Raw genomic sequence first — 1,361 nt, 5'->3', positions numbered from 1 at the left:
TGCTTTGCATCAGCCGCAGGGCTTCACGCTTGAACTCGGCTGAGAATCGCTGGCGCTTTTCCATCGAACACCTCCGTGCGAGGATTGTCCTCGCTTTTGGGTGTCCGAGAAATCAGGGGTGATCCAACCTGACCCCGTTACTACTAGTTCCAGACCGGGGCAGTTTCGGCATCGAAGAACTCAACAGTTCTTACCGCGCTTTCGAGAAATGCGGAGGCATGCGCCCTGGTTTGGGTATTGGCATCGTTGTGTTCATCTCCGTGAATGCTGACGAACACCTGAGTGACTTCGCTTTCTTTTATTTGATTGAAGATATGGTTGTCGTTGGCATCCATAGAATGCCCAAGGATGAAAAGCGCACCATCGATCCGCCTGAGAGCTCGATAGCAATAACTCAGATAGGGATTGTGCTCAATGCGCCGGCGCTTCTTCTCGGACGTCGGCTCGGACACAAACAAGGGAAACCGTCCCCTCTCAAGATTGGCTCTGACTTGATCGATGATCGGGATCTCTTTCGACGTATGCGCGAGCTTCCGGATCGACGAGCCGTCCTCGTATATGTGCAGACCACCATGAAGAAAGTGCGCATCTTGGCGCGGACCGTATTCACGCCAGACCGGCCCTTGCCTGAAGCCATCGTCCGTGGTGTAGCCCTTGGGAGGCAGTTCGTCTTGATTGCGCGCCCAATAGAACAGAAGGTCATAGTTGACCGTGAACACCTGGTTGAACCCGGCCAGGAACTGACGTACAGCAATGAACTGATCGGACTCGACATCGTGTGGGCGCTCAGGATGAGTCCTGGAAATAGCAGTGATCAGTGCACTTTTAAGCAGTTCCTGGTCTTCTAGAACCTGGGCCAGAAGGTCCTCGTTTCTTCCGTAGGTTTCCAGGACCATCTTTGTCGATTCGAGCGACCTCATGACGGCTTCGAAATCGAATGTTCCCAAGCGATCGAACAGCCTGCGCAACGTTTCATCTCTCCCGCCGAAATCAGCCTGATCTAGAAGATTCGCGTAGTTGAAGATGTCATTGCGTAGAGCCCTCGAAAATCCATTGCCCATCAAGAGATGTGGACGCCCATCAGGCGCGACCCGAGCGAGGGCCTGTTCAAACGTCTGCAACGCCATACCTACTCCTTGATTCCCTTGGGCGTGGCCGATCCATCCGGCAACGATGACATCCGCTGAAGCTTATAGGGTTCCAAGAGCGGGGTCAGTTTGGATCACCCCTGATTTTGGATCACCCCTGATTTCTCGGACACCCAAAAGCGAGGACAATCCTCGCACGGAGGTGTTCGATGGAAAAGCGCCAGCGATTCTCAGCCGAGTTCAAGCGTGAAGCCCTGCGGCTGATGCAAAGCA

1 protein-coding gene is annotated in these 1,361 nt (G+C 53.9%); it reads right to left on the bottom strand.

The window, feature by feature from the left end; all coding sequences use genetic code 11:
- Positions 1–143 precede the first annotated feature (143 nt).
- Complete coding sequence (locus KK141_RS22845; RefSeq protein WP_214573215.1) at positions 144–1,127, bottom strand: DUF4917 family protein; 984 nt, start codon at positions 1,125–1,127, stop codon at positions 144–146.
- Positions 1,128–1,361 lie beyond the last annotated feature (234 nt).

Source organism: Dyella sp. LX-66 (genome assembly GCF_018599165.1).
GTDB classification, from domain to species: Bacteria; Pseudomonadota; Gammaproteobacteria; order Xanthomonadales; family Rhodanobacteraceae; genus Dyella_D; species Dyella_D marensis.
This window is presented reverse-complemented; position numbering and strand designations above follow the sequence as displayed.

What these genes read in the sequence shown, in the direction of transcription:
- KK141_RS22845 (WP_214573215.1), bottom strand. Translation starts at nt 1,127, where the DNA reads ATGGCGTTGCAGACGTTTGAACAGGCCCTCGCTCGGGTCGCGCCTGAT.